The 19,462-nt window shown below is 63.0% G+C and carries 29 protein-coding genes; 2 read left to right on the top strand and 27 right to left on the bottom strand.

Annotated elements, in window-relative coordinates; all coding sequences use genetic code 11:
- Positions 1-42: 42 nt before the first annotated feature.
- From map to rpsJ, 24 genes are all read right to left on the bottom strand, one after another.
- A complete protein-coding gene (gene map / locus QQ658_RS02245) occupies positions 43-885 on the bottom strand; it encodes a type I methionyl aminopeptidase (RefSeq protein ID WP_286026059.1) in 843 nt (280 codons plus the stop codon).
- Entirely contained in the window at positions 882-1,460 is a 579-nt protein-coding gene (locus QQ658_RS02240) for an adenylate kinase (RefSeq protein WP_286026058.1), read from the bottom strand. The genes map and QQ658_RS02240 overlap by 4 nt, the downstream gene beginning before the upstream one ends.
- Entirely contained in the window at positions 1,457-2,770 is a 1,314-nt protein-coding gene (gene secY, locus QQ658_RS02235; RefSeq protein ID WP_286026057.1) for a preprotein translocase subunit SecY, read from the bottom strand. Before secY ends, QQ658_RS02240 begins: the two co-directional genes overlap by 4 nt.
- Positions 2,771-3,171: 401 nt before the next feature.
- Positions 3,172-3,615, bottom strand: coding sequence for a 50S ribosomal protein L15 (rplO, locus tag QQ658_RS02230; RefSeq protein ID WP_286026056.1), 444 nt, complete (start codon positions 3,613-3,615; stop codon positions 3,172-3,174).
- A gap of 2 nt (positions 3,616-3,617) precedes the next feature.
- A complete protein-coding gene (rpmD, locus tag QQ658_RS02225; protein WP_286026055.1) occupies positions 3,618-3,800 on the bottom strand; it encodes a 50S ribosomal protein L30 in 183 nt (60 codons plus the stop codon).
- Positions 3,793-4,404: a 30S ribosomal protein S5 gene (rpsE, locus tag QQ658_RS02220; protein WP_286026054.1), complete on the bottom strand. Its 612-nt coding sequence runs from the start codon at positions 4,402-4,404 to the stop codon at positions 3,793-3,795. The genes rpmD and rpsE overlap by 8 nt, the downstream gene beginning before the upstream one ends.
- A 24-nt stretch (positions 4,405-4,428) precedes the next feature.
- Positions 4,429-4,812 (bottom strand): 50S ribosomal protein L18, encoded by a 384-nt coding sequence (rplR, locus tag QQ658_RS02215; RefSeq protein WP_286027014.1) that lies wholly within the window; start codon positions 4,810-4,812, stop codon positions 4,429-4,431.
- 2 nt (positions 4,813-4,814) lie between these two features.
- Entirely contained in the window at positions 4,815-5,357 is a 543-nt protein-coding gene (rplF, locus tag QQ658_RS02210; RefSeq protein WP_286026053.1) for a 50S ribosomal protein L6, read from the bottom strand.
- Positions 5,358-5,386: 29 nt separating this feature from the next.
- A complete protein-coding gene (rpsH, locus tag QQ658_RS02205) occupies positions 5,387-5,794 on the bottom strand; it encodes a 30S ribosomal protein S8 (protein WP_286026052.1) in 408 nt (135 codons plus the stop codon).
- A gap of 76 nt (positions 5,795-5,870) precedes the next feature.
- The gene (locus tag QQ658_RS02200; protein ID WP_286026051.1) at positions 5,871-6,056 is read right to left on the bottom strand and encodes a type Z 30S ribosomal protein S14; all 186 of its coding nucleotides are present in this window, start codon (positions 6,054-6,056) and stop codon (positions 5,871-5,873) included.
- A 7-nt stretch (positions 6,057-6,063) separates the two neighbouring features.
- Positions 6,064-6,747 (bottom strand): 50S ribosomal protein L5, encoded by a 684-nt coding sequence (rplE, locus tag QQ658_RS02195; RefSeq protein WP_286026050.1) that lies wholly within the window; start codon positions 6,745-6,747, stop codon positions 6,064-6,066.
- The gene (gene rplX / locus QQ658_RS02190; RefSeq protein WP_286026049.1) at positions 6,747-7,115 is read right to left on the bottom strand and encodes a 50S ribosomal protein L24; all 369 of its coding nucleotides are present in this window, start codon (positions 7,113-7,115) and stop codon (positions 6,747-6,749) included. The genes rplE and rplX overlap by 1 nt, the downstream gene beginning before the upstream one ends.
- Positions 7,116-7,484, bottom strand: coding sequence for a 50S ribosomal protein L14 (gene rplN / locus QQ658_RS02185; protein WP_286026048.1), 369 nt, complete (start codon positions 7,482-7,484; stop codon positions 7,116-7,118).
- 153 nt (positions 7,485-7,637) lie between these two features.
- A complete protein-coding gene (gene rpsQ / locus QQ658_RS02180) occupies positions 7,638-7,913 on the bottom strand; it encodes a 30S ribosomal protein S17 (protein WP_286026047.1) in 276 nt (91 codons plus the stop codon).
- A complete protein-coding gene (gene rpmC, locus QQ658_RS02175) occupies positions 7,910-8,155 on the bottom strand; it encodes a 50S ribosomal protein L29 (RefSeq protein ID WP_286026046.1) in 246 nt (81 codons plus the stop codon). The genes rpsQ and rpmC overlap by 4 nt, the downstream gene beginning before the upstream one ends.
- A gap of 1 nt (position 8,156) precedes the next feature.
- Entirely contained in the window at positions 8,157-8,573 is a 417-nt protein-coding gene (gene rplP / locus QQ658_RS02170; RefSeq protein ID WP_286026045.1) for a 50S ribosomal protein L16, read from the bottom strand.
- Between the two features lie 2 nt (positions 8,574-8,575).
- On the bottom strand, positions 8,576-9,400 hold the full coding sequence (rpsC, locus tag QQ658_RS02165; RefSeq protein WP_286026044.1) for a 30S ribosomal protein S3: 825 nt from the start codon (positions 9,398-9,400) through the stop codon (positions 8,576-8,578).
- A 2-nt stretch (positions 9,401-9,402) separates the two neighbouring features.
- Positions 9,403-9,822, bottom strand: a complete 420-nt coding sequence (gene rplV / locus QQ658_RS02160) for a 50S ribosomal protein L22 (RefSeq protein ID WP_286026043.1) — start codon at positions 9,820-9,822, stop codon at positions 9,403-9,405.
- A gap of 29 nt (positions 9,823-9,851) precedes the next feature.
- Positions 9,852-10,133, bottom strand: coding sequence for a 30S ribosomal protein S19 (rpsS, locus tag QQ658_RS02155; RefSeq protein ID WP_286026042.1), 282 nt, complete (start codon positions 10,131-10,133; stop codon positions 9,852-9,854).
- 15 nt (positions 10,134-10,148) lie between these two features.
- Positions 10,149-10,985, bottom strand: coding sequence for a 50S ribosomal protein L2 (rplB, locus tag QQ658_RS02150; protein ID WP_286026041.1), 837 nt, complete (start codon positions 10,983-10,985; stop codon positions 10,149-10,151).
- Between the two features lie 23 nt (positions 10,986-11,008).
- Entirely contained in the window at positions 11,009-11,317 is a 309-nt protein-coding gene (gene rplW, locus QQ658_RS02145; RefSeq protein ID WP_286026040.1) for a 50S ribosomal protein L23, read from the bottom strand.
- Positions 11,314-12,012, bottom strand: a complete 699-nt coding sequence (gene rplD / locus QQ658_RS02140) for a 50S ribosomal protein L4 (protein WP_286026039.1) — start codon at positions 12,010-12,012, stop codon at positions 11,314-11,316. Before rplD ends, rplW begins: the two co-directional genes overlap by 4 nt.
- A complete protein-coding gene (gene rplC, locus QQ658_RS02135; RefSeq protein ID WP_286026038.1) occupies positions 12,009-12,665 on the bottom strand; it encodes a 50S ribosomal protein L3 in 657 nt (218 codons plus the stop codon). The genes rplD and rplC overlap by 4 nt, the downstream gene beginning before the upstream one ends.
- 11 nt (positions 12,666-12,676) lie before the next feature.
- Entirely contained in the window at positions 12,677-12,988 is a 312-nt protein-coding gene (gene rpsJ, locus QQ658_RS02130) for a 30S ribosomal protein S10 (RefSeq protein WP_016668002.1), read from the bottom strand.
- Positions 12,989-13,431: 443 nt separating this feature from the next.
- Here rpsJ and QQ658_RS02125 point away from each other — a divergent pair, with 443 nt between their 5' ends.
- Positions 13,432-13,737 carry a hypothetical protein gene (locus QQ658_RS02125; protein WP_286026037.1) on the top strand — a complete coding sequence of 102 codons (306 nt, stop codon included), beginning with the start codon at positions 13,432-13,434 and terminating at the stop codon, positions 13,735-13,737.
- Positions 13,738-14,087: 350 nt separating this feature from the next.
- Here the strand turns inward: QQ658_RS02125 and QQ658_RS02120 are convergent, their stop codons facing one another.
- Both QQ658_RS02120 and QQ658_RS02115 read right to left on the bottom strand, forming a co-directional pair.
- Positions 14,088-14,747, bottom strand: coding sequence for a PKD domain-containing protein (locus tag QQ658_RS02120; protein ID WP_286026036.1), 660 nt, complete (start codon positions 14,745-14,747; stop codon positions 14,088-14,090).
- Positions 14,748-14,920: 173 nt separating this feature from the next.
- On the bottom strand, positions 14,921-15,343 hold the full coding sequence (locus tag QQ658_RS02115) for a hypothetical protein (RefSeq protein WP_286026035.1): 423 nt from the start codon (positions 15,341-15,343) through the stop codon (positions 14,921-14,923).
- An 893-nt stretch (positions 15,344-16,236) separates the two neighbouring features.
- Here QQ658_RS02115 and QQ658_RS02110 point away from each other — a divergent pair.
- Positions 16,237-18,012 (top strand): DUF222 domain-containing protein, encoded by a 1,776-nt coding sequence (locus QQ658_RS02110; protein WP_286026034.1) that lies wholly within the window; start codon positions 16,237-16,239, stop codon positions 18,010-18,012.
- Here QQ658_RS02110 and gltX read toward each other — a convergent pair.
- Entirely contained in the window at positions 18,007-19,401 is a 1,395-nt protein-coding gene (gene gltX, locus QQ658_RS02105; RefSeq protein WP_502928976.1) for a glutamate--tRNA ligase, read from the bottom strand. The genes QQ658_RS02110 and gltX overlap by 6 nt on opposite strands.
- Positions 19,402-19,462: the final 61 nt, after the last annotated feature.

Below are 19,462 nucleotides of genomic sequence, written 5' to 3'. Positions count from 1 at the left end.
ACCTGAAACACACGACCCTTCAGGAGGTTGCTCAGCGGTGCCCTACTGCGAAAGGTCGTTGATGTCGATACCGCGGGCGGCGAGCTCTGCGCGTCCACCGTCGAGTTCGGTCAGCACCCACAAGCCGTCCTCGGTGATCGCCACCGTGTTCTCCCAGTGGGCAGCCCAGGAGTTGTCCTCGGTCACCACCGTCCACTCGTCGTCCAATTCGACGGTGCCGGGGGAACCCAGCGTGAAGATGGGCTCGATGGCCAGGCACATTCCGGTACCCAACCTTGCACCCCGGCGTGGACGACCATAGTTCGGCACATCCGGGTTCTGATGCATTTCGGTGCCGATGCCGTGCCCGGTGTAATCCCGGACGATGCCAACTCTGCGTCCGGATCCGTCGGCCGAGGCCTGGATGGCGGCACTGACGTCACCCACCCGCTTTGCGGATGCCGCTGCGGCGACACCGTCCCACATGGCCTTGCGGGTGATCTCGACCAGCTCCGCAGCCTCGGTGCTGGTGCCGCCTCCGACGATGAAAGTACGGGCGGCATCGCCATGCCAGCCGTCCACGATCGCGCCGAAGTCGACCGAGACGATATCCCCTTCTTCGAGCACCCGGTCGCCGGGAATTCCGTGCACGATGACCTCGTCCACCGAGACGCACACGGTTGCCGGGTAGGGCGGGATGCCCCACTCGGCTCCGTAGTTCAAGAAATTGCTGGTGGCACCGTTGTCTTGCAGCACCTTGCGGGCGATCACATCGAGGTCGGCGGTCCGTATTCTCGGACGCACCGCCTCGCCCATGGCGATCAGCGCCTTCGCCACCACCAGTCCCGCTCGGCGCATGACCTTGATCTGATCGGCTGTTTTGACTTCGATGCCGTGCGAACTCACTTCTGGTCGGCCGCCTGCGGCAGTGCCTTGATCACGCGTTCGGTCACCTGATCGACCTCGCCATCGCCGTTGACCTGGATCAACAGCCCGCGACCGCGATATTCGTCGAGCAGCGGCTTGGTGTCGAGCTCGTAGACCTCCATCCGGTGCCGGATGGTGGCCTCGGTGTCGTCCGCGCGTCCTTCGAGTTGGGCACGATTCAACAGCCGGGCGATCAACGCCTCGCGATCGACCTCGAGAGACAGCACACCGTCCAGCTGCTGGCCGTGGGCCGCCAGGTAATCGTCCAGCGCAGCAACCTGATGCATGGTGCGCGGAAAACCATCGAGCAGGAACCCGCCGGCCGCGTCGTCCTCGTCCAGGCGGGACGCGACGATCTGCTCGGTGAGTTCGTCCGGCACGTAGTCGCCCGCCGCCAAGATGGCCTCGACCTTGACGCCCAACGGTGTCTTCTGCTTGACGTTCGCGCGGAACATGTCGCCGGTCGAGATCGCGGGAATGCCAAAGTGCTCGGCGATGTGCGGGGCCTGGGTGCCTTTACCTGCGCCCGGAGCCCCCATGATGATCAATCTCATTTGAGGAATCCTTCGTAGTGTCGCTGGTGCAGCTGGCTCTCGATCTGCTTCACCGTGTCGAGGCCAACACCCACCATGATGAGGAGGCTCGTCCCGCCGAACGGGAAGTTCTGATCAGCATTGAACAGCAGGATTGCCACCGATGGGATGAGCGAGATGATACCAAGGTAAAGCGCGCCCGGGGCGGTCAAGCGCGAGAGCACATAGGCCAGATACCGTTCCGTCGGCCGTCCCGCGCGAATTCCGGGAATGAATCCGCCGTACTTTTTCATGTTGTCGCTGATCTCGACCGGGTTGAAGGTGATCGAGACGTAGAAGTACGCGAAGAAGACGATCAGCACGAAGAAGATGATGTTGTACCAAAGCCCGGTACCGGTCGCCATGTTCGTGGTGATCCATTCGGCGACCTTGCCGGTCGGCGAGAACATCGTGAACAGCACGGGTAGATAAAGGATGGAGCTGGCGAAGATGACGGGGATGACGCCCGCCTGGTTGACCTTCAGCGGAATGTAGGTGGACGACCCGCCCAGCAGCCGGTTGCCGACCATCCGTTTCGCGTATTGCACGGGAATCCGGCGCTGCGCCTGCTCGACGTAGACCACGCCGGCCATCACCAGCAGGCCGACGGCGATCACCAACAACATCACCAGCAGGCCACGATTCGGGTCGGGCTGCCCGTTGCGGATATTCCACATGGACGCCGGGAACCGCGCTGCGATCTGGGTGAAGATGATCACCGACATGCCGTTGCCGACACCACGATCGGTGATGAGTTCACCGAACCACATGATGACCGACGTACCGGCGGTCATCGTCAGGATCATCACGACGATCGGGAAGATGTCGTTCGAGTACACGATGTCCAGCGAGCAGGTGGTGAACAAATTGCCGTTCACCGCGAGCATGGTGAACGAGGTGGCCTGCAGGACCGCCAGCACGATGGTCAGCCAGCGGGTGTACTGGGTGATCTTCTGCTGGCCCGAGCCGCCCTCCTTCTTGAGGGTCTCCAGTCTGGGGATAACCACGGTGAGCAACTGCAGAATGATCGAACTGGTGATGTAGGGCATCACACCGAGCGCGAAGATCGACAGGTGCAGCAACGCCCCACCGGAGAACATGTTGATCATCGAGTAGACGCCTGCGGCCTCGCCGCTGGTGGCGTCGGTCGCGCATGTGCGGATGGCCGCCGCGTTCACATTTGGGGTGGGGATCGTCGATCCCAGCCGCAGCAGGACCATGATGCCCAACGTGAACAGGATCTTCTTGCGAAGGTCCGGCGTCCTAAACGCGTTGAGGAAGGCGGAGACCATCCGGTTCCCTCTTTCATTGACTCGATGATGGATCGGCGTGGGGACGGGTGCGCCAAGCGCACAGGGCACGCAAACTCTTGTAGCCTACCAAGTTGGCAGCCGGATCCCTACTCAGATCGGATCACGGTTGCGCCACGGCCCAGCTGTGCCGGACACGGATGAGGCAGCCGCGACACACGGATAGCCCCAGCGGAGCCATATGGATGAGGCAGCCGCGCCCCAGGGCGGCCGTACGCCCCAGCTGCGCCCGAAATCGACACGCGCGCCCGAGATACCTGGCGCGCCTGGAGATATCGGGCGCGGCTGTCAGACGTCTTCGGGTAGGAACAGCGGAACGGGCGACCCCTGGAGGGATCGCCCGTTTCAATTGCTCAGAATCAGGTCAAGGCCTGTCCGCTGGCTCAGCGCTCGATGGCGCTGCCCCCGGCGGCCTCGATCTTCTGCTTGGCCGAAGCCGAGAACGCGTCCGCGGTGATGCTCAGTGCGAGACTGGTCTCGCCGTTGCCGAGCACCTTGACCAGCTTGCCCGGACGCACGGCCCCGGCAGCCACCAAGTCATCGACACCGATCTCGCCGCCTTCGGGGAACAACTCCACGATGCGGGAGAGGTTCACCGGCTGGTAGCTCACCTTGAACGGATTCTGGAAGCCGCGCATCTTCGGAATACGCATATGCAGCGGCATCTGGCCGCCCTCGAAATTCTCGGGGACGTTCTTGCGTGCGCCAGTGCCCTTGGTGCCACGGCCGGCGGTCTTGCCGCCCTTGCCGCCCTCACCGCGACCGACGCGCTTGGCGTCGGTGTGGGCTCCGGGGGCGGGGCGCAGATGATGTACCTTCAGCGCCATCGTCACTTCACCTCTTCTACTTCAACCAGGTGACGTACCGCGCGAGCCATGCCCCGAATCTCGGGACGGTCGGCGTGCACCACCTGGTCACCGATCTTGCGCAGGCCCAGTGCTCGCAGCGTCTGCCGAGCGGCGGGCTTCTCACCGATGCCCGACTTGACCTGGATCACCTTGATGTCAGGCATTCGCGCCCTCCTTGCGGGCCTTCAGGAGAGCTGCCGGGGCAACTTCCTCGACGGACTTGCCGCGGCGCCTGGCGATCTGCTCCGGCTCCTCCAACTGCTGGAGAGCCGCAACGGTCGCGTGCACCACGTTGATCGAGTTCGGCGAGCCGAGGGACTTGGCGAGCACGTCCTGGATGCCTGCGCATTCCAGCACCGCGCGAGCCGACCCGCCGGCGATCACACCGGTACCGGGAGATGCCGGACGCAGCAGCACGACGCCGGCCGCGCGCTCCCCGGTGACCTCGTGTGGAATGGTGCGCTGCACCATCGGCACCTTGAAGAAATGCTTCTTGGCCTCCTCGACGCCCTTGGCGATTGCCGCGGGCACCTCCTTGGCCTTGCCATAGCCGACGCCCACGGTGCCTTCGCCATCGCCCACCACGACCAGCGCGGTGAAGCTGAAGCGGCGGCCACCCTGGACGACCTTGGCCACGCGATTGATGGACACTACCCGCTCGAGGTACTGATCCTTCTTATCGCGATCGTTGTTCTGGTCACGGCCACGACGATCATCACGGCCGCGACGCTGGCCCTGGCGGCCGCTGCCGCGCTGGGTTTCACTCATCGCTCATTTACCTTTCGTCGTGTCTCAGAGCCCGAGGCCGGCCTTGCGGGCGGCATCAGCCAGCGCCGCGATCCGACCGTGGTACTGGTGCCCCGCGCGGTCGAAGACGACCTGCGTGACACCCGCGTCCTTCGCGCGCTGGGCGATCAACTCGCCCACCTTGATGGCCTTGGCGGTCTTGTCGCCGTCCAGAGCCCGAAGCTCGGGCTCCATGGTGGACGCCGAAGCCAGCGTGTGACCGGCAACGTCGTCCACGACCTGAACCAGGGTGTGCTTGGCGCTCTTGGTGACCACCAAACGAGGACGCTCGGGGTATCCGAAGATCCTCTTGCGTCCACGAACGGCCCGACGCTTGAGGGACGCCGTCTTCGTGGCGGTGTGCTTGCTCGTACGCAGCGAGATAGCCATGATCACTTACCAGCCTTTCCAGCCTTGCGGCGCACGTGCTCGCCCTGGTAGCGCACGCCCTTGCCCTTGTACGGCTCGGGCTTGCGGATCTTGCGGATATTCGCAGCGACCTCGCCGACGATCTGCTTGTCGATTCCGCGGATGTGCATTCGTTGCGGGGTCTCGACCTCGAAGGTGATGCCTTCGGGGGCGTCGACGATCACCGGGTGGCTGAAGCCCAGGGCGAATTCGACCTGGGTCGGGGTCTTCTGCACCACGCGGTAGCCGACGCCGACGATCTCGAGCGTTTTCTGGTAGCCATCGGTGACACCGATGACCATGTTGTTCACCAGGGTACGAGTCAGCCCGTGCAGCGAGCGCGAGGTGCGCTCGTCATCCGGACGGGCAACCACCAACTGGCCTTCGTCGTTCTTCTCAATAGTGATGGGGGCGGCGATCGTACGGTTCAGGGATCCCTTCGGTCCCTGTACTGCGACGTCGCGACCATCGATGGTCACCTCGACACCGGACGGTACGGTGATCGGGAGCTTGCCAATTCGTGACATGTCAGTTCCTCCTTCTCAACCTCGTCGGGTCACCACACGTAGGCGAGGACTTCCCCGCCTACCGATTTCTGGTGTGCCTGCTTGTCGGTCATGAGGCCCTGAGAAGTCGAAATAATCGCAATTCCCAGACCACCCAGCACCTTGGGCAGGTTGTTCGCCTTTGCATAGACCCGCAGACCGGGTTTGCTGATGCGCCGCAGCCCCGCAAGCGAGCGGGTGCGATCATCGCCGTACTTCAAGGTGACGGTCAGCGTCTTGCCGACCTCGCCTTCAGTGGGCTCGGCCACCTTGTACGACTCGATGTAGCCCTCTTGCTTGAGGATGTCGGCAATTCCTGCCTTGATCTTCGAGTGCGGCATCGATGTCGAATCGTGGTAGGCCTGATTCGCATTGCGCAGACGCGTCAGCATGTCTGCGATCGGGTCAGTCATCGTCATGGCTTATTAGCCTCTTTCTCGCAGCGGTTTCCCCGGTCCGGGGACCTGCCACGTCAGGATTGGAGCGGTGAGTGGCTCACCAGGAAGACTTGGTCACACCCGGCAGCGCGCCGGCATGGGCGAGCTCGCGCAGGCAGATACGGCACAGACCGAAAGCGCGGTAAACCGACTTCGGACGTCCGCAACGCTGGCAACGGGTGTAAGCGCGCACCTTGAACTTCGGCTTGCGGGCCTGCTTGACCTTGAGCGCAGTCTTAGCCATCGGTGCCTCACTTCCTCTTCAGCGCGGCCTTGGCGGCCGACTTCGACTTGTATTGAACCTTCACGCCGCGGGCGGCCTTCGCATCGTCGACCGCCTTGAACGGGAAGCCGAGGTGCTTGAGCAGCGCACGGCCTTCCACATCGGTGGTGGCCGAGGTGACGAAGGTGATGTCCATGCCGCGCACCCGGTCGATCTTGTCCTGATCGATCTCGTGGAACATGACCTGTTCGCTCAGTCCGAAGGTGTAATTACCCCGGCCGTCGAACTGGTTGCCGTTCAATCCGCGGAAGTCGCGGATACGGGGCAACGCGGTGGTGAGCAGCCGGTCGGCGAACTCCCACATGCGGTCACCGCGCAGGGTGACGTGGCAGCCGATCGCCTGTCCCTCACGCAGTTTGAACTGTGCGATGGACTTGCGGGCCTTGGTCACCTGCGGCTTCTGGCCGGTGATCGCGGTGATGTCACGGATGGCGCCGTCCAGCACCTTGGAGTCATGCGCAGCATCGCCGACACCCATGTTGACCACGATCTTGACCAGTCCGGGAATCTGCATCACGTTGGCGTACGTGAACTCCTCGTTCAAGGCTGGCGCGATTTCGTCGGTGTAGCGCTTCTTCAGTCGCGGGGTGGTCGCCGCGGATGCAACAGCCACCTCGGCCGGCTTTTCGAGCGTCTCAGACTTGCGGGCCATCAGATCTCCTTCCCGGTCTTGCGGGCGATACGCACCCCACGGGTGCCGGTGTACTCAGAACCGTCGGGGCGGGTCTTGGTCACCTCGTTGCGCTTCGAGCCCACGCGGGTCACCACCTCGTTGCCGTTGTCGTCCTTGACGACCAACTGCACATTGGACGCATGGATCGGCGCCTCGGAGCTGATCACGCCACCCTTGGTGGTGCGTCCGGTGCTCGGATCGGCTTGATCGCGCACGTGGCGCTTCATAATGTTCACGCCCTGCACCAGGACGCGATTGTCGGCTGCGTAGACGGCCATGATCTCGCCGACCGCACCCTTGTCCTTACCAGCGATGACCTTGACGCGGTCACCCTTCTTGAGCTTCACTCAGATCACCTCCGGGGCCAGCGACACGATGCGCATGAACCTCTTGTCACGCAACTCGCGGGCGACCGGACCGAAGATGCGGGTACCGCGAGGTTCCCCGTCGTTCTTCAGGATGACAGCCGCGTTCTCGTCGAATTTGATGTAGGAGCCGTCGACACGACGGTGCTCCTTGGCGGTGCGGACGACGACAGCCTTGACCACGTCGCCCTTCTTCACGTTGCCGCCGGGGATGGCGTCCTTCACGGTGGCCACGATCGTGTCCCCGAGACCGGCGTAGCGACGCTTGGTACCGCCGAGCACACGGATGCACAAGATCTCCTTGGCACCAGTGTTGTCGGCGACTCTCAGTCGCGTCTCCTGCTGGATCATTTCTTCTCCTTCGCCCCACCGGTTCCCTGGTCACAGGGCCTTGTGGAACTTGTTGGTTGACCTGGATTTTGCCAGGACAGTTTCGGGTTCCCGCTGGTCTTCTCGTCCGCCCGAGGTTTGCTCGGCCGGATGACGAAGACGCATCGATGTTGTTTAGCGGGCCTTCTCGATGATCTCGACCAGCCGCCAGCGCTTGGTGGCCGACAGCGGACGGGTCTCCATGACGCGAACGCGGTCGCCGATGCCGGCCTGGTTCTGTTCGTCATGCGCATTGAGCTTCGTGGTCTGGCTCATCACCTTGCCGTACAGCGGGTGCTTGACCCGGTCGGCGACGGCCACCACGATGGTCTTGTCCATCTTGTCGGAGACCACAACGCCCTCGCGGACCTTGCGGCTGGGACGGCGGGCCTCGGTGTTCGTCTCGCTCATTCTTCGTCAGCCTTCTGATCAGGGTCTTCGATGATGCCGAGGTTGCGCTCCTGCAGCACCGTGTAGATACGTGCGATGTCCTTGCGAACCTCGCGCAGCCGAGCGGTGGACTCCAACTGACCGGTAGCGGACTGGAAGCGCAGGTTGAACAGCTCTTCCTTCAGCGCCAGCACCTGGTCGTTGAGCTCCTTACCGGACAGACCGCGTAGCTCGGTGGCATTGCGTGCCTTGGTATCAGCCATCTCAGTTCACCTCTTCGCGCTTGATAAAGCGGGCCTTGAAAGGCAGCTTATGAATAGCGAGACGCATGGCTTCGCGGGCCACGTCCTCGGTAACGCCGGCCAGCTCGAACAGCACACGTCCGGGCTTGACGTTGGCGACCCAGAATTCGGGGGAACCCTTGCCGGAACCCATCCGGGACTCGGCCGGGTGCTTGGTCAGCGGACGATCCGGGTAGACGTTGATCCACACCTTGCCACCACGCTTGATATGGCGGGTCATGGCGATACGTGCGGCCTCGATCTGCCGGTTCGTCAGGTAGGACGACTCCAGCGCTTGGATGCCGAAATCACCGAAGGCCAGCTCGGTGCCGCCCTTGGCCAGACCGTCGCGATGCGGACGATGCTGCTTGCGGTGCTTCACACGACGAGGAATCAGCATGCTCAGGCTCCTGCGTTCTCAGTTGCGGGGGCGCTCGGGGCGCCCTGATCAGCGGCGGCAGCGGGAGCCTCGGCGCGAGCCTCTTCTGCCCGGTTGCGGCGCGGACCGCGGCCTTCACCACGACCCGGACGACGGTTGGAACGCTGACCACGTGACGGAGCGGCCTGCCGGGCCGCCTTCTGAGCGGCGCGCTCGGCACGAGTGCCGATGACATCGCCCTTGTAGATCCAGACCTTCACACCGATACGGCCGAAGGTGGTCTTGGCCTCGTAGAAGCCGTAATCGATATCGGCACGCAGAGTGTGCAGCGGCACGCGTCCATCGCGGTAGCCCTCGGAACGGCTCATCTCGGCGCCGCCCAGACGTCCGGAGCACTTCACCCGGATGCCCTTGGCACCCGAGCGCATCGCGGTCTGCTGGGCCTTGCGCATCGCGCGGCGGAAGGCCACGCGGGCGCCAAGCTGCTCGGCGATGCCCTGGGCAACCAGCTGGGCATCAGTCTCCGGGTTGCGCACCTCGAGAATGTTGAGCTGCACCTGCTTGCCGGTGAGCTTCTCCAGCGCACCGCGCACCCGCTCCGCCTCGGCACCGTTACGGCCGATGACGATGCCCGGGCGGGCAGCGTGCAAGAAGATGGTCACCCGTTCGGAGCGGCGCTCGATCTCGATCTGCGAGATGCCGGCGCGTTCCAGATTGCCGGTCAGATACTTGCGGATCTTGTCGTCCTCGCCCACGAACTCGGCGTACTGCTTGTCGGCGTACCAACGTGCGGTGTGGTCGGTGGTCACACCCAGGCGGAAGCCGATCGGGTTGATCTTCTGTCCCATGCTCAGGCCTCCTTCTTGGTGTTAGCGGCCTTTGGGGCCTTGGGCTCGACCACCACGGTGATGTGGGCGGCACGCTTGTAGATGCGGCTTGCCGATCCCTTGGCCCGGGGGCGAATGCGGCGCATGGTGACGCCCTCGTCCACGAAGGCCTGCGAGACGAATAGATCGTCCGCACGCAGGGATTCGGTGTTCTCGGCGTTGGCGACCGCGGAGGCCACCACCTTGTAGACCGGCTCGCTGGCGGCCTGCGGCGCGAACCGCAGTGTCGACAGGGCGTCGTTGACGTCCATGCCGCGTACCAGGTCAACCACTCGGCGTACCTTTGTCGGGCTCATCCGCACGTGACGCGCGATGGCATATGAGCCAGGCCGATCGCCGAGCAGGGCAAGGCGACGGCTGGGTCGCTCGTTGTTGTTGCTCATTGTCGAATCAGTTCCTTGTCTCCCAGGCGTCAGCGCCGACGGCTCTTCTTGTCGTCCTTCACATGGCCGCGGAAGGTACGCGTGGGGGCGAACTCTCCGAGCTTGTGACCGATCATGGCCTCGGTGATGAATACCGGGACATGCTTGCGACCGTCGTGCACGGCGATCGTGTGACCGAGCATGTCGGGCACGACCATGGAGCGTCGTGACCAGGTCTTGATAACGTTCTTCGTGCCCTTCTCGTTCTGGGCATCGACCTTCTTGGCCAGGTGCTCGTCGACGAAGGGGCCCTTCTTCAGGCTGCGTGGCATTACCTAAACTCCCTGTCAGCGCTTCTTGCCGGTCTTGCGGCGGCGGACGATCAACTTACTGCTGGCCTTGTTCTTGTTGCGAGTGCGGCCTTCTGGCTTACCCCACGGCGACACCGGGTGACGACCACCGGAGGTGCGGCCCTCGCCACCACCGTGCGGGTGATCGTGCGGGTTCATCACAACACCGCGAACGGTCGGACGGACGCCCTTCCAGCGCATGCGGCCGGCCTTGCCCCAGTTGATGTTGGACTGCTCGGCGTTGCCGACGGCACCCACAGTCGCGCGGCAGCGCACGTCGACCATGCGCATCTCGCCCGAAGGCATACGCAGCGTGGCGTGCTTGCCCTCGCGAGCGACCAGCTGAATGGCCGCGCCTGCGGAGCGGCCCATCTTGGCGCCACCACCGGGACGCAGCTCCACGGCATGCACCGTGGTGCCGACCGGAATGTTGCGCAGCGGCAGGTTGTTGCCGGGCTTGATGTCGGCATCAATTCCCGACACGACCCTGGCACCTTGCGCCAGACCCGCGGGGGCGATGATGTAACGCTTCGCGCCGTCCGCGTAGTGCAGCAGCGCGAGGCGGGCGGTGCGGTTCGGGTCGTACTCGATGTGAGCAACGGTGGCCGGGACGCCGTCCTTGTCGTAGCGCTTGAAATCAACCAGGCGGTAGGCCTGCTTGTGTCCGCCACCGATGTGGCGGGTGGTGATGCGGCCCTGGTTGTTGCGTCCACCGGTCTTCGTCTTGGGTGCCACCAGTGACTTCTCAGGAGTCGACCGGGTGACCTCGGCGAAGTCGGAGACGCTCGCACCACGGCGACCTGGAGTGGTCGGCTTGTACTTGCGAATTGCCATCTGTCTCGTCGTCCTTGTTGTCGTCAGGCCGTCGGGCCCTGGAAGATATCGATCCGGTCACCGGGCGCAACGCTGATGATGGCGCGCTTGGTGCTCGAGCGGCGGCCGGTCCCATAACGGGTACGACGCGCCTTGCCCTGCCGGTTGATCGTGTTGACCGACAGCACCTTGACGCCGAAGATCTGCTCTGCGGCGATCTTGATCTGGGTCTTGTTGGCGCGCGGGTCAACGATGAACGTGTACTTGTTCTCGTCGAGGAGCCCGTAGCTCTTCTCTGAGACGACCGGCGCGATCAAAATGTCGCGGGGGTCGGGGATCTTGACGTCGCTCACTTCTCATCCTCCTGCGCTGCGGCCTCGGATTCGGTGGCCACGGCCTTGACGGACTTGCCCTTTGCAGGCCCGGCAACGAACGCCTCGAGGGCTGCCTGGGTGAACACCACCGCGTCCGAACAGACGACGTCGTAGGCGTTCAGCTGATCGACGGCGAGCACCGCGACACCGGGCAGGTTGCGCAAGCTCAGCCAACTGATCTCGTCACTACGGTCGAGGACGATCAGGTAGCGGACGTAGTCGCCGAGGGCCTGCAGGCGCTTGACCGCCTGCTTGGTGGACGGGGTCTCGCCGAAGCCGAACTGATCGACGACGAAGACCAGGCCCTCACGAGCACGGTCGCTCAAGGCACCACGAAGAGCACCCTGAATCATCTTCTTGGGCGTGCGCTGCGCGTAGCTGCGAGGCTGCGGGCCGTGCGCGATCGCGCCACCGGTGTAATGCGGGCCGACCAACGAACCCTGACGTGCCCGGCCGGTGCCCTTCTGGCGGAACGGCTTCTTGCCGGTGCCCGACACGGTCGAACGGGTCTTGGTGGAGTGGGTGCCCTGGCGGGCCGCGGCCTGCTGAGCAACCACCACCTGGTGGATCAATGGGACATTCGTCGTGACATCGAACAGCTCGGCGGGAAGCTCGGCAGTTCCGGCCTTCTTCCCGTCTGCGCCGAGGACGTCAACGCTTCGCGATTCGCTCACTTGGCATCACCCTTCTTGGCTGCGCTGCGGACGACCACGAGCGAGCCCTTGTTGCCGGGGATCGCACCGGTCACCAGCAGCAGACCCTTCTCGGGGTCAACTGCGTGCACCTTCAGATTCTGGACTGTGGAGTTCTCGCCGCCCATCCGGCCGGCCATCCGCATTCCCTTGAAGACCTTGCCTGGGGTCGAGCATCCGCCGATGGAGCCCGGCGAACGGTGCTTGCGGTGCACACCATGGCTGGCGCGCAGGCCCTTGAAGCCGTGGCGCTTGACGACACCTGCGGTGCCCTTGCCCTTGGTGACGCCGGTCACGTCGACGAAGTCACCGTCGGCGAACACATCGGCAGTGATTTCCTGTCCGACGGCGTACTCGGTGGCGTCGCTGGTGCGCAACTCGACCAGATGCTTACGGGGAGTCACACCCGCCTTCTCGAACTGGCCGGCCTGCGGCTTGGTCACCGACTTGGCGCGGATGGCACCGAAGCCGAACTGCACGGCCGAGTAGCCGTCGGCTTCGGGAGTGCGCACCTGGGTAACCACACAGGGGCCGGCCTGAATAACTGTCACGGGGACGACGCGGTTGTTCTCGTCCCACAACTGGGTCATGCCCAGCTTGTAGCCCGCTAGGCCTTTTGCTTTGCGTTCTGTCATTTCAATCGACCTCACGGGAGCTTGATCTCGATGTCGACGCCTGCCGGAAGGTCGAGCCGCATCAGCGAATCAACCGTCTTCGGGGTCGGGTCGAGGATGTCGATGAGCCGCTTGTGTGTACGCATCTCGAAATGCTCGCGGCTGTCCTTGTACTTGTGTGGGGAGCGAATAACGCACCACACGTTCTTCTCGGTCGGCAGCGGCACTGGGCCGGCGACCTTGGCACCCGTCCGGGTGACGGTGTCGACGATCTTGCGCGCCGACGAGTCGATGACCTCATGGTCATAGGCCCGAAGCCTGATGCGGATCTTTTGTCCCGCCACGGTTGTTCCTTCTACTCGTCCCTGCTGTGATCTGAACCTGAAATCAGCCCAAATCCCGTCCAACATCGCTTGTCAATGCCGTATTGCTCGACCCCCGCGGTCGGGCGTGTCGCACCTGGTTCACCGCACTACCACAAGCCCTCTGTTCATATGCTTGCCAGCCCGCGGCGTCCACCCGAAGGCGATCGCCGGCGCAGTGGGCCATGCCCACGTCCAGCTGGTGCGGCTTCCCCTGGCGGCTGCGCCAACCATCAGAAGCCTTCGCTCCGAGACCTGTCCACTCGTCCGGCCTCGGCAGCTTTACTGCCTTATCCGCGGCGCGCACACGTGGGCCCCAAAGGAGCAACCTGTAAATAATCGCACGAAGTGGGCCCCGGATTCAAATCGGGTGGTCTGTTTGCTGCCCGAAGGTTGCCGCCGGTTGATGGCTTATGGTGTCGTCCATGCCAACAATTGAGTCTTCAATCTCTCCCGGACGGCTGCTCCGCGCATTGGACGCCGCCGAGGACCGCTCGAAGACCTATCGCGCCCGGGTGGCTCCAGGCCAAGCGGCGACCGACCGGAATGCCTACCAATTCTCCGCGGCTGATCTGGGTGACCCCGAATCGGATGTCGCCTATTTGGTGATCGAAGGCCTCAAACCACGCGAGACGCTGCTGGGGGAAGCTGCCGTCTTCACCTCCAGGGCGATGATCAAAAGCTCAGTCCCACCCATTGGCCCATACCCCTCAGACATCCGCGTACCGTGACTATCCATTCACAGTATCGGTAAAGGCAGTTGACGACGACAGATCCGGGCAAGCTTCGTAGGCTAACCAATCACATCGCACCTGTACCGATCCAATCGTTGCGACCGGTGGCGCTCAGTCACGATCAATCGTCTCGTGCAGGTGCGCGGCAGCCTCCGCGAGTATCTGATTCGGACACGCAGGGTCCTCGAACGCGGCAATCAATTCATCGAAGAACTCGGAGGGGACAATGGTCGTTGCCCCATGCTCGCGCGGGATCCGGCCAGCCCGCTCCTCGGCGTCCGTCCGCGCCAAAGCTGCCACTGGCTTGCCAGCTAGCTCGGCTGCTCTCTCGATATTTCGCCACATGGTCAGCCGATGACGACGGTGACGAATTCGCGGATCGGCATCTCATAGGTCACGGTATTCGAGACCAACGGCACCTCACCCTGCTGACCCAACGCCGACCACGCCACCGACCACTCTGCCGTCACAGTAATCGTGTAATCGCCACGCTTGAGATACGTATGCCCACACGTCGGAGACGGCGTCAACGGATCCACACCCGCCGGACGCTCCGACATCTGCGTGCACTCCGAAACCGTGCCATCACCCCAATCAAACCTCACGGTGCCCCGCGACGCCGTCAACGAAATATCAATCCCCTCCGCACTGGCCGACTGAGTCAATGAGCCGGGATCATCCACCCAACCCCAAATCGGCAACCCCACACCCAAAGCACCCCACTCATTATCCTGAGGCTCCGGAGACAACCGAACCCGCGGCGCAGGAACACCAAGAGACGCAACAGCAGACCGGGCAACAGCACCCACATCCACCACCGGAGCATCAGCAACATCCGCCGCCGGCGCCGCGCCCGGCAACAACCTCCCGCCATTCGGACACTTCAACCCCGAAGCACCCTCCGCCGCCACATGGGAGAACAAATCACACACCACCACCGGCACATCCTCACCGCCACCAGAACCACCAGCGACACCATCCACCACAGACCAACCCGAATCCGCCACCACCCCAGCGGAACCAGGCTGCGTCTCCCCAGCCGTAATCTCGAGTGACGAGTCGCCAGAGCAAGTTTGGATAGTGCCGTATTGCCCCTGAACATCAGAACAATGAGCGTTGGCCGCTGTTACCTGCGCAGTCAGCGATAGCACAATGCACAGCCAAGCTGCGAATACTGATCTCAGCCAAATGGGCATTCGTCCACACTCCCTGTGGTGCCATCGAAGAGCTTGAGCGAGCCCTCAAAATGCTTGAAGAACAATTTCATGTGAAAGAGGCCACCTTCAGAAAACACTTCCCCATCCGCATCAAGCGCAGGCGCGTCTCTTGAGTCAAGACAAGCGCGTAACGCGACTTCCGAGCCTCCTTTGCTAACGCCCGGGTAGCGGGCGACGGTCAAAGCCGGGCCAACTCCAGCAGGACCGTGGAGACCGTTCTCGCGCCCAAAGTCGAACAGCTGATGGACCGAATCAAGGTACGGATCCGCCAATAGTTCATTGAGCTCGGCAGGAAACTCGCTGTAATCTCCGGACCCTTCGAATTGGTTGCGTAATTCCATTGACCGGCGAAAGACCTGCTCGGCTTCCGCATACAGTGCGTCCATCTCAGCATCCGACGACGGCGCCGCAGACACCGAAGCCATCGGAGTAGCCGACGAAGCGCCACCTCCACTCGGCTCCGCACCGCCCGGAGTGCACGCCCCGAAAACGAGCACAACCGATAAACCAACCGCCACTACACCCATGCGTCCACGCATCTGAAACTCCTGGGGCTCAAGTCAGCACTGACAAGTACCCACAGTTTCAGCCATCTCCTGAGCAGGGTCAAGCCAGGTCAGTTGTTCTGTGGACAACTCAGCGACGTCAGGAATCGGGACTCTGACCTATAGCTCCCCCGCGAGGCAGGTCAGAACCTGGGCCTGGTTGCTTACCGAAGATCTCCATCGACTCGAACAAGGGGAAGCGAGGTCTACTTGCCGATGATCGCTGCCCGAACTCGGTGACGTCATCGCATCAGCGATGAACGATGCGGCTCGCGGCCACGTCGCCGCTCCGAACGCTTTCAACATCGAACTATTGTTCGATAATATATCCAGTATGTGCGGTTAGGGTCTAGTATCCGATCTTCTGTTCGAGTATTGTTTGTTTCATGAAGACTCCCACGGCCACCAATTGGGGACCCGGCAGCGCAATCGCCGTCGGAAAACCGTCCTTGCTGGGAGCGGGCGCTCGTTCAAGCAGTCTCACGTGCAGGGCCTCAACGACCGGTCGATCCAGTCGTTCTCAATCTTCAGATGACGCCTTCGCTCGGCCGATCCTTTCGTCACCAACCGACTCCACAGATGCAGGTCTAGCGTCGGCACTGCTCGGCAAGAATCCGGTGCCTTCGTTTGCCAGCAACGCAGCGACTGGAGACTGCCGGGTCTCTACGCGATCGGTTCCTGCGGCTGCCCTTCCTCCATACCCAGGACTGAGAGCTCCCGCGGCGTCCAGGACTGTGCTGCCGGATGACGACAAGCGGATCATGGTCGCCGATCCCGAGTTCGTGGCCACACCGGCCGAACGCGCCACAGCGTTCACCGCGCTCGACCATGCTCACCATCAAGTGATCGCCGCAGAAGTAGCCGAACTCATCGCCATCCTGCACGCCGCCGAAGTCTGGGACGTCAACTCCGAGGCAGTCGACGCCGCCATCGAACGTGACACCCACGGAGAAAAGCTCACCGCCTACGGACACGACGGAACTCCACACCTGGGCGAATATCTCGCCCTTGAAATCGGACCTCTGCTCGGTATCACCGCACGATCGGCGATCTCCCGGATCGGAGAAGCCCTGGATCTGGGCTACCGATTCCCCCTCACTCTGCAAAAAGTTATGGCCGGAAACATCCGCGTATGGCAAGCCAAGAAGGCCTGTGCCCGATGCCATCACCTCCCCCTCGAAGCCGCCCATCGTGTGGACGAACAGCTCGCCCACGCGCTACGGCTACTGCCGTTCACCCTGGCCATGAAACGCATGGACGAATGGATCATCGCCGCCGACCCCCAACTCGCCCAGCAACGGCACGAAGCCGCCCGCAAGGCGCGGTTTATCCGGGTCTCTCCCATTGAGGACGGGCACGTCACGATCTACGGCGTCGTTGACGCTCGCGACGGCATCTTGTTCGATTCGATCTTGAAGCAAGTCGCCGCACTGATCCCCGCCGACCCCGACTGTGATTCATTCGATGACCACGACCGGCGACGCGCCCAAGCCCTCGGTATCGTCTGCCGCACCCACCAAGAAGTCAACACGCGGGCCGACGGCCAGGCAGGTCAAGCGACAGCCAGCTCTGTGTCGGACGCCTGCCGACGGGCCGAGTCACATCAGCTCGACAATCATGACAGCACAAGCATCGGCAAGACCGACGACACAAGCAGACTCCCGGTCCCAGCAGCATCATGGCCACAGCAGACACCCGACCAACAAGATCGGAAAGCGCGCGAGATGAGCTACGACCGGGAGACGCAAGGGAGCTGCGCACAAACATCCCGCCGCACCACTATGCCGACCCACACCCTGATCGTGCATATCAACGCCGATAATCTCGCATTCGCTACCCCAGCAGCCGGTCCGTCATCGATCGATGACAAGGGGGACCATAACTCCGGAGACAGTGCCTCGACGGTGAATCGTCAAAGCGGAGATGACGAACCGCACGGAGCCGCCCACGACCCTGCGGCAGGCGCCGGAAATGCAGAACCAGCCGGTTGTGAATCAGCCCGTAACCCGACAGAAAACCAGCGGCGGATCACCTGTTACCAACCTCAGCTGCCGCCGACCGGCATAGCCCGGATTGAAGATTGGGGGCCGATTCTTGTCAGCCAGCTACCCGAATTTCTGAAAGACTCGGCAGTCGTCGTCCGACCGGTTATCAACCCCACAGACATCAAACCGACCAACGCATACCAGGTTCCCGAGAAGATGCGGTTCGTCATCGAGCAACGCAATCCGGTCGACGTATTCCCCTACGGCACCACTGCGTCCCGCTATTGCGACCAGGACCACACGATGCCGTTTCACCGAGGCGAAAACCAGCCGACCGGCCAGACCAACCCCGCCAACCTCGGCCCGCTCTCCCGAAAGGCACACCGAGCGAAAACCAACGGCGGCTGGCAACTCCAGCAACCGTCCCCCGGCACCTTTATTTGGACTTCAAAACTCGGGTACTGCTACCAGGTCAGCCCGGGAGGCACGACCCGCATTCACGTGCCCGCGCGACGCGGCCTATAGCTCCTGGGCCAGACGCGCTATCCGGGCCAGGCTCGAATCCTTGCCCAGGATCTCCATCGATTCGAAGAGCGGGGGTGAGACCTGTTCGCCGGTGATCGCCACCCGGATCGGCGCGAAGGCGAACTTCGGCTTCAACTCCATACCTTCCACCAACGCGACATTGAGCGCCTGATGAATGGCACCCGTCGTCCACTCCCCCAGATCCTTCAACGTTGTCTCGGCCACAGCCAACACCTCGCCGGCGTTGTCCTTCAGCTTCGCAACCGAGGCCGGATTGATCGACAGGTCATAGTCCGAATCGAAAAGGAACTGCAGCTTCGGCAGCGCTTCGGCCAGTGTCACCAGCCGCTCCGAGATCAGCGGCGTCGCCGCCAGTACGGTCTCGCGTCCGCCCTCGGGCACCGAGGACCACTGCCCCGACTCCAACGCATACGAAACGATGCGATCGGCCAGCTCGTGGGTGGGCAGCGAGCGAATGTACACGCCGTTCAGCCAATCCAGCTTCTTGACGTCGAAGATCGGGCCGACGGTGCTGATCTTGCCCCAGTCGAACCCCTCGACGAACTCGTCGAACGAAGAAACTTCCTGCTCGCCCTCGGCCGGCGGATAGGCCAACAGCTGCAGAAAATTGCGTAGTGCCTCGGGCAGATAGCCCTGTTCGCGGAACCACATCAGGCGCGCAGCCGGATTCTTGCGCTTCGAGATCTTCGACTTGTCGGTATTGCGCAGCAGCGGCATGTGCGCGAAATCCGGTGCGTCCCAGCCAAGCCACCGGTACAGCAGCAGATGTTTCGGCGTCGATGAGATCCACTCCTCGCCACGCACCACCGTGGTGATGCCCATCAGGTGATCGTCCACCACGACGGCCAGGTGGTAGGTCGGGAAACCGTCTGCCTTCAAGATCACCTGATCGTCGGGACGAGGGGCTTTCACCTCACCGCGAATCAGATCATGGAAACTCAGCGTCACATCGTCGGGAACAAGCATCCGCACCACCGGCGTCTCGCTGAACCCGGGCAGCTTGGCCCGCTCCTCGCGGGTCATGCCCAGGCACAATCGGTCGTAGCCGGTATTCGACTGCTTGGATTCCTGCTGCTCCTTGCGCATCTGCGCCAACCGCTCGCCCGAACACCAGCAGTAGTAGGCGTGACCGTCCTCGATCAGTTTGTCGACGAACGGACGATAGGTGTCCAGCCGCTCCGATTGCTTGTACGGCGCGTAGGGCCCGCCGAGCTCGGGGCTTTCGTCCGCATCGAGCCCCAGCCAGGCGAGCGAATCGTAGATCTGCTGTTCGGAGCCTTCGACCAACCGGTTGCGATCGGTGTCTTCGATACGAAGGACGAACCGGCCCCCGGTCTTGCGCGCCCAAGCCTTGTCGAACAAGGCCATATAGGCGGTGCCGACATGCGGATCACCGGTGGGACTGGGGGCGACACGGGTACGAGCTGGT

It is taken from the genome of Propionimicrobium sp. PCR01-08-3 (genome assembly GCF_030286045.1).
GTDB lineage: Bacteria > Actinomycetota > Actinomycetes > Propionibacteriales > Propionibacteriaceae > Brooklawnia.
Note: the sequence above shows the minus strand (reverse complement) of the source record. Positions and strands in the feature narration are given on the sequence as shown.